Below are 7445 nucleotides of genomic sequence, written 5' to 3' on the forward strand. Positions count from 1 at the left end.
CGGCCGCCGCGCGAAGCTCGAAGTTGACTTCTCGGCGGCCATCGATCATAATATTGTTTTGTTACTAGGGATCGAGCGCGCAACAAACTTGTTGCGCGCTTATGCATGATATGCCGGGGGAGTTTATGCCAATTGGAGGGGTGGCGACGATGGGCCATGAACGTTATCCGTTTGTTGTAGAAAAAAATGAAAACTTTTTTGATAAGTTGAGCCAGTGGATCGGCGATGTTTTTTATGACATTTTGCCGGAAGCCGGCTTTGAGCTGCGCGACGAGCAAATTTATATGGCGTTTCAGCTCGAGCGGGCGTTTCGAGAAAAAAAGGTGATCTTCGCCGAAGCGGGAGTTGGCACAGGGAAAACGATCGTGTATTTGCTGTATGCAGTCTGCTACGCCCGCTATACCGGCAAGCCGGCCATTATCGCCTGCGCCGATGAGACGCTCATTGAGCAGCTCGTCAAAAAGGAAGGCGATATTGCGAAGCTATCCAACGTGCTCGGGCTGGAAATCGACGTCCGGCTGGCGAAATCGCCAGATCAATATTTATGTTTGAATAAACTGGAAGAAGTAACGACGTATGACGATGACGACATCGAGCTGTATGAGCAAATTTACGATGAACTTCCGGCTTTCGTCCATGACAACAAACCGCTGCAGTCGTTCTACCGCTACGGCGACCGAAAAGAATACGCCCACCTGACTGATGAACAGTGGAAAAAAATCGCCTGGGATCCGTTTCAAGACTGTTTCACGTGCGAAAAGCGGCATCGCTGCGGACAGACGCTTTGGCGCGACTATTACCGGAAGGCGGCGGATTTGATCGTCTGCTCGCACGATTTTTATATGGAACATGTTTGGACGTATGAAGCGCGCAAGCGGGAAGGACAGCTGCCGCTGTTGCCGGAAGCGAGCTGTGTCGTGTTTGACGAAGGGCATTTATTGGAGTTCGCTGCGCAAAAGGCGTTGACATATCGAATGAAAGAGACGACGCTTGAGACGTTGCTGACACGTCTTCTTGAAAACGACATCCGTGAAGAGCTCGCCTATTTAATTGAGGAGACGCTGGAGACGAGCACGCGCTTTTTTGATGAGCTGAAAGCGTGCGCGAAAGACGTTCCGGGTTCGAACCGGAAAGAAATTTTGCCGTCGCCGCGTCTTGAACAATGGGCGAAGCGGCTCCGCGGCCAAATGGTCGAAATCGGCAACGAGCTTGTGTTTGAAAGCGAGACGTATACGATCGATCATTACCAGCTGAACATTGTGGATGAATATTTGGATCAAATCCAGTATTCACTCGATTTGTTTTTGAAAAACGCCGACGCCATTACGTGGCTTGAGTCGTCGCGTCAAGAGGCGACGTTTGTCGTCATGCCGCGCACCGTTCAGGAAGTGTTGCGCGAAAAAGTGTTCGCGAAACGCATGCCGTTTGTCTTTTCATCGGCAACACTATCAAACGGAAAATCATTCCAATATATAGCGCAAAGCTTAGGCATTGATGACTATTTATCGTTCAGCGTGCCGTCGCCGTTTGATTACGACGAACAGATGACGATTTTTATGCCGACGTTCCGCGCGGATGAGACGCTGTTTGCCAAAAAATACGCATATGCGCTTGAAAAATTGCGCGAAACCGGAGGCCGGGCGCTCATCTTGTTCCCGACGCGCGAGGAGCTTCTTCAGTTTAAAGAGGCGGCAGCCGGCGAACCATTTTCGTTTTTGTTTGAAGGCGACCGCGAAATCAGCGATTTGGTCGCTGAATTTCAGCGCGAGGAAGAGACGGTGCTTTGTTCTGAACATTTATGGGAGGGGCTGGACATCCCGGGGCCGTCGCTGTCGAACGTCATGATTTGGTCGCTGCCGTATCCGCCGAATGATCCGGTGTTTCAGGCGAAGCGAAAAGCGTATAGCAACCCGTTTTGGGACGTCGATGTGCCGTATATGCTTCTTCGCCTTCGCCAAGGAGTCGGACGGCTCATCCGCACGCGCGACGACTGCGGCATCGTTTCCATTTTCGTCACCGACAGGGAAGATGAACGGGTCATTGCGGCGATCAAAGACGTGTTGCCGACAGCGGTGAGGGAAGAATGATATTCTTCCCTTTTTCATTTTCCACAAAAATAGCATTTTCTCGCTGGCAAGCAGGAAAATGGCACCTTGTTATGGAAATGATGATACGGCCATGAAATACATAGGGGGACTGAGTATAGTGAAACCAATCGAAGCGCAGTTTTTGCAATACGTGAAAAAAATGACGGGCTACCGCGAAGCGATTGGCCTCATGTATTGGGATTTGCGGACTGGCGCCCCGAAAAAAGGGGTCGAGCAGCGATCAGAAGTGATCGGCATGCTGTCAGAAGAAGTGTTTCGCATGTCGACATCCGAGGAGATGGCAGCCTTTATCGCCAAGCTGTCGCCCAAAGCCGTCTACGAGCAGCTGAATGACGTGACAAAGAAAACGCTTGATGAATGCAAAAAAGAATACGAGCGCAATAAAAAAATTCCAGCGGATGAATACAAAGAGTTTGTCGTGCTTTGTTCCAAAGCGGAAAGCGTTTGGGAAGAAGCGAAAGCGGCTGCTGATTTCGCCCGGTTTCGCCCGTATTTGGAGCAAATCATCGAGTTTCAGCGCCGCTTTATCCGTTATTGGGGGTATGAAGGACACCCGTACAATACGCTGCTCGATCAATACGAGCCGGGCATGACCGTCGATTTGCTTGACGAACTGTTCAGCCGCCTGCGCGAACGCATCGTCCCGCTTGTGCACGCCATTTCCGCCGCGTCCGACAAGCCGGACACGTCCTTTTTGTTCGCGCCGTTTCCAAAAGAAAAGCAGCGCGCTTTTCTGCTTGAGTTGCTTAAAGAGCTCGGCTATGATTTTGGCAAGGGGAGACTTGATGAGACGGTCCATCCATTTGCGATCGGGCTCAACCCGAACGATGTGCGCATTACGACGCGCTACGACGAGCGCGACTTCCGCACCGCGGTGTTTGGCACGATCCATGAATGCGGCCATGCGCTGTATGAACAACACATTTCCGAGGCGCTTGTCGGCACTCCGCTTGCAAGCGGGGCGTCGATGGGCATTCATGAATCGCAGTCGCTCTTTTTTGAAAATATGATCGGACGCCACTATGCGTTTTGGAAGCGGCATTATCCGCGCCTTTTGCAATACGCGCCCACGCAGTTCGCCGACGTTTCGCTTGATGCGTTTTACCGGGCGATCAATGAAGCGAAGCCGTCGCTCATTCGTATTGAAGCGGACGAACTGACGTATCCGCTCCATATTATCATCCGCTATGAAATCGAAAAGCAGCTGTTTGCTGGGGAGCTGGAAGCGATCGACTTGCCGGATGTATGGAATGAGAAATATGAACAATACCTTGGCATCCGCCCGCACAACGATGCGGTCGGCGTGTTGCAGGACGTCCATTGGTCCGGCGGCAGCTTCGGCTATTTCCCATCGTATGCGCTCGGCTATATGTATGCGGCGCAATTCAAGCAAGCGATGGAAAAAGAGTTGGATGTAGCTGGGCTGCTTGAAGAGGGGAACATCGCACCGATCCGTGAATGGCTGACCGTTCATATCCACCAGTTTGGAAAAATGAAAAAGCCGCTCGAACTTGTGCGCGATGCGACGGGCGAAACGCTGAAAGCCGATTATCTTATTCAATATTTAGAAGAAAAATATAAGGCGCTTTATCGATTATAGAAACAGGCGCGTCAGTGCAAACATCGTTCTTACGCTGTTCGTTTAGTTTTTCTGTCGACAAAGTCCTATTGTGTCTCGGTTTTATGCACATAAAGAGGAAGGTGTCCCGATCGCTTGGGGACACCTTCTTGTTTCACCATAATTTGTATCCTTTCGACCCCGGCGGAGCGTTTTGAATGATGTCGATGATCGGCACCGTATAGGCGATCAAAATGAGCGCAACGACGAGGCCGATCCAAAGCTTCCAGTTTTCAAGCGCCAGCGCAGCCCGTTCATACGGGGCAGCTGCCTCGGCGACCGGAAACTCCGTTTCGCCTTTCGGGGCGAAAAAGGCCAAGTTGATCACGATGACGAGAATCAAAATAATGCCGATGAACAAGATGGTGCCGCCGACCGCTTGCGCGATTTGGTACGGAATCCATTCAAGCGCTTGCGGCGAATTGCTGTACGTTGAGAACGCCGAGCGTCGCGGTGCGCCGAGCAGACCGGCAAAATGCATCGAGCCGGACATGAACGTCATCCCAACCGCCCAAACGATCGTTTGAATGATGGCGAGCCGGTTCATCGCTTTCGTCATCACCCGGCCGGTCAAATGCGGAATGAGCCAGTATGACGCACCAAAAAATGTTAGGACGACAGTCGTTGCCACCGTTAAATGGAAGTGGCCGGTCACCCAAATCGTATTATGGACGACTTGGTTGAGTTGGTGCGAGGCGTTAATAATCCCGCCGGTGCCGGCCGGAATAAAAAACAGCATTCCGACAAACGGGGCGAAAAAGCGGGCGTCGCTCCACGGGAGTTTCCGCAGCCAGCCGAACAAGCCGGTCGCTCCCTGCGAGCGGCCGTACGATTCAAACGTCGCAAACATGGCGAACGCGGTCATGAGCGACGGAATGATGACCATGAACGTCAAGACGACTTGCACGTATTTCCAAAACGGCGAAATTCCCGGCTCAAGCAATTGGTGATGGAAGCCGACCGGAATCGAAAACAGCAAAAACAAGATAAACGCCAGCCGTGCGAGTGAATCGGAGAACATTTTGCCGCCGATCACTTTCGGAATGACGGCGTACCAAACCATATACGCCGGCAATAGCCAGAAGTAGACGAGCGGATGCCCAAAATACCAAAACAGCGTCCGGCTCAAGAGCACGTTCACCCGATCCGTGAGCCCAAGCGACCACGGAATGAGCTGGAAGACGACGGTGGCGGCGACGCCAAGCGAACAGACGAGCCATAGCACCATATTCGTCACTGACATGAACGCCAGCAGCGGGCTCACTTGACCGCGGTGCGTTTTCCGCCAGCGGGCATAATGAGCGAACATCGCAAAGCCGCTCACCCAGCTGCCGACGACGACAAGCGCCAAGCCGATGTAAAAGCCGGCGTGCGCTTGCAGCGGCGCGTAAAACGTATATAAGACAGATGCCTTGCCGGTTAAGATGAAAAACGCACTCATGGCTGTTCCGATTGTCATCAGCCAAAAACCGATCCAACCGGTCCGGCGCGAACCGTCTGAGAGCGCCCCGGTTGTACGGCTGACCGCGGCGAACTGAAAGCCGATAATGAAAAACGTCGTCAGCACGAGTCCAAGCAAGACGCCATGCGTCGTCAAAATCGTGTAATAGCTGATCCCAGCCGGGAGCTCAAACTTGCCGGAACGGACTAATGTTTGCAATAGGCCGGCGAACCCCCCGAGCGCGAGGGCGGTAAAGGCGACGAACAAATGGGCAAGCGCCAGTTTCGCATCGCGGCGATCGACTTTTTCCAACGGTTGTGCCATGTTACTCCACCACCTTTATGCGCGCCGTCATCATATGGTGGCCGGCGCCGCAATACTCGTTGCAAAGAATCGTATATTCGCCCGGTTTGTCAAACGTGGTTGTTAAGCTGTTCACATAACCGGGTTCGACCATCATGTTCACGTTCGTTCCCGGGATTTCAAATCCGTGGATGACGTCTTTCGAAGTGACGTTGATCGTCACTTTCGCTCCTTTTGGAATTTCGATCGCATTCGGTGTAAAAGAAAACGCGGCGACGACGATGTTCAACTCGTATTCCTTGTCTCCTTTTTTGACGAGCCCCGGATGATCAAACGGCGGGGTCGAATCGACTTTTTCTGGATCGATCGTCGTCAGGCAGCTCGGCGGCTGCTGTCCGGCGGCGAATGCACTTACGCCGACGACCGTCAAAAAAACGATCAAACAGCCGATGCCAAACGCAAGCCAAATTTTTTCATACTTATGGATGTGCATACCGATTCCCTCCTTTGCCGCTTACAGGCGGTGCAAAAATAAAAAGTAGACGCTGACCCAAGAAAAAATGATGAAAAAGCCGAGCAGAAACACAGAGGCCAGCGTGCCTTTGAGCGCCGGCTCTTTTTCCTTTTTCGTTTGCCGGGCCGCTGTGATCAGTTTTGCCATGCCGTATCCCTCCTCTTTGTTGGATTCATCCCCCATAACAGCAATTCGGCAGGTGCGCCAAACGGCCAATTTCCCTGCTTTGACACTATCATAACTGTACAAAACTGGGGCAACAGTGACTTTTCTCACAAAAACGATGCTGGAAGTGTGAACAAATGGTGACGTTTGTGAAAAAATGATGAAGACGTCATTTTCTCTCGCGGCAGCAGAGCCCGCCAATGTTCTTTTTGCTGGCATGTAAAGCGCCGGCGATTGAACAGGCAATGGGATGCAGCAAAGAGATTAAGCCTATCGATCATTGATGATTTTTTAGCCAACGGCCAAGCGGCGCTCGGAATGGTGGAGATCATCGAGCAAGCGGGAGCTGATATGGTCGGCATCGGCATTGTCATTGAAAAAGCGTTTCAAGACGGCGGCCGGCTGCTTCGTTCGCGCGGCTTCCGCGTTGCGTCGCTCGCCCGCATCGCATCGCTTGATGGCGGCGCCATTCAATTTGCTGACGAGGTGATGAGTCGATGAAGATGAAATGGTGGCAAGTCGGATCGCTCGGCATCCAACATGTATTGGCCATGTACGCCGGGGCGATCGTCGTTCCGCTCATCGTCGGCGGGGCGCTGATCGCGATGTTCGGCATGGTCATTGCCTACGGTGTGAAAATGTTAGGCCAAGTTGACCTAACTGTGCAAGAGAACTTGCTGATCATCGCCTGCTCGGTCGGCGTGGGGCTTGGGGTGACGGCGGTGCCGAACTTGTTTGCCGAGCTGCCGACCGGCTTGCGCATTTTAACCGACAGCGGCATCGTCGCCGGCAGCATGACCGCCATCATCTTAAACGCCGTCTTCCATTTCGGTAAGGCAAGAAAATCGGCTGCACTGCCGCTGCAGGAACAAAAAATTTCATAATGGTGTTGATCGCTTTTATAGCCATCTTCGTTTTCCGGCCACTGCTCGGGAAATGGGGGTGGCTTTTTTATTGGCGTGTCGATTGGCAGAGAAAATGATAGAAACTGGTGGAGGGATGATGGTATAATGGAAAGCGAATAGGAAAGGGGGTGAAACAATGGATGAATGGGTGGAGCGCCTTTTCGATGAGCTGCGGCAAATACGGAATCAGATGGCGACCAAACAGGATGTTGTGCGGGTGAATGATCGCATCGATCGGCTTGAACAAACGGTGAGCGCGACGAAAGAGGATGTTGCGCGGTTAAATGGACGCGTCGGGCAACTCGAAGAGACCNNNGCAGCGACGAGAGAAGACGTTGTCCGGATGAATGATCGCATCGGGCGGCTTGAGCAGACCGTGGCAGCGACGAGA

Annotated in this window: 5 protein-coding genes and 2 pseudogenes; 4 read left to right on the top strand and 3 right to left on the bottom strand. The window is 52.5% G+C overall.

Going from position 1 to position 7445, the window contains the following annotated elements; genetic code table 11:
* Positions 1-149 precede the first annotated feature (149 nt).
* Positions 150-2087 carry an ATP-dependent DNA helicase gene (locus VU18_RS06695; protein ID WP_015374720.1) on the top strand — a complete coding sequence of 646 codons (1938 nt, stop codon included), beginning with the start codon at positions 150-152 and terminating at the stop codon, positions 2085-2087.
* Between the two features lie 118 nt (positions 2088-2205).
* A complete protein-coding gene (locus VU18_RS06700) occupies positions 2206-3708 on the top strand; it encodes a carboxypeptidase M32 (protein ID WP_014195688.1) in 1503 nt (500 codons plus the stop codon).
* A gap of 133 nt (positions 3709-3841) precedes the next feature.
* On the opposite strand, the gene VU18_RS06705 is transcribed toward VU18_RS06700, so the two are convergent.
* The 3 genes from VU18_RS06705 to VU18_RS06715 are packed head-to-tail and all read right to left on the bottom strand — an operon-like array spanning position 3842 to position 6131.
* On the bottom strand, positions 3842-5491 hold the full coding sequence (locus tag VU18_RS06705) for a b(o/a)3-type cytochrome-c oxidase subunit 1 (RefSeq protein ID WP_011231042.1): 1650 nt from the start codon (positions 5489-5491) through the stop codon (positions 3842-3844).
* A 1-nt stretch (position 5492) separates the two neighbouring features.
* A complete protein-coding gene (locus VU18_RS06710; RefSeq protein ID WP_011231043.1) occupies positions 5493-5963 on the bottom strand; it encodes a cytochrome c oxidase subunit II in 471 nt (156 codons plus the stop codon).
* A 21-nt stretch (positions 5964-5984) separates the two neighbouring features.
* A complete protein-coding gene (locus VU18_RS06715; protein WP_011231044.1) occupies positions 5985-6131 on the bottom strand; it encodes a cytochrome c oxidase subunit 2A in 147 nt (48 codons plus the stop codon).
* Between the two features lie 294 nt (positions 6132-6425).
* Here VU18_RS06715 and VU18_RS06720 point away from each other — a divergent pair.
* A pseudogene (locus VU18_RS06720) lies at positions 6426-6650 on the top strand (xanthine phosphoribosyltransferase); the annotation flags it as partial.
* An 80-nt stretch (positions 6651-6730) separates the two neighbouring features.
* A pseudogene (locus VU18_RS06725) lies at positions 6731-7033 on the top strand (solute carrier family 23 protein); the annotation flags it as partial.
* Between the last annotated feature and the right edge of the window lie 412 nt (positions 7034-7445).

It is taken from the genome of Geobacillus sp. ZGt-1, from assembly GCF_001026865.1.
GTDB classification, from domain to species: domain Bacteria; phylum Bacillota; class Bacilli; order Bacillales; family Anoxybacillaceae; genus Geobacillus; species Geobacillus thermoleovorans.

Bases quoted from the DNA above. Each gene is read 5' to 3' on its own strand.
- VU18_RS06695 (WP_015374720.1), top strand. From the start codon at position 150: ATGGGCCATGAACGTTATCCGTTTGTTGTAGAAAAAAATGAAAACTTT.
- VU18_RS06705 (WP_011231042.1), bottom strand. From the start codon at position 5,491: ATGGCACAACCGTTGGAAAAAGTCGATCGCCGCGATGCGAAACTGGCG.
- VU18_RS06710 (WP_011231043.1), bottom strand. From the start codon at position 5,963: ATGCACATCCATAAGTATGAAAAAATTTGGCTTGCGTTTGGCATCGGC.
- VU18_RS06715 (WP_011231044.1), bottom strand. From the start codon at position 6,131: ATGGCAAAACTGATCACAGCGGCCCGGCAAACGAAAAAGGAAAAAGAG.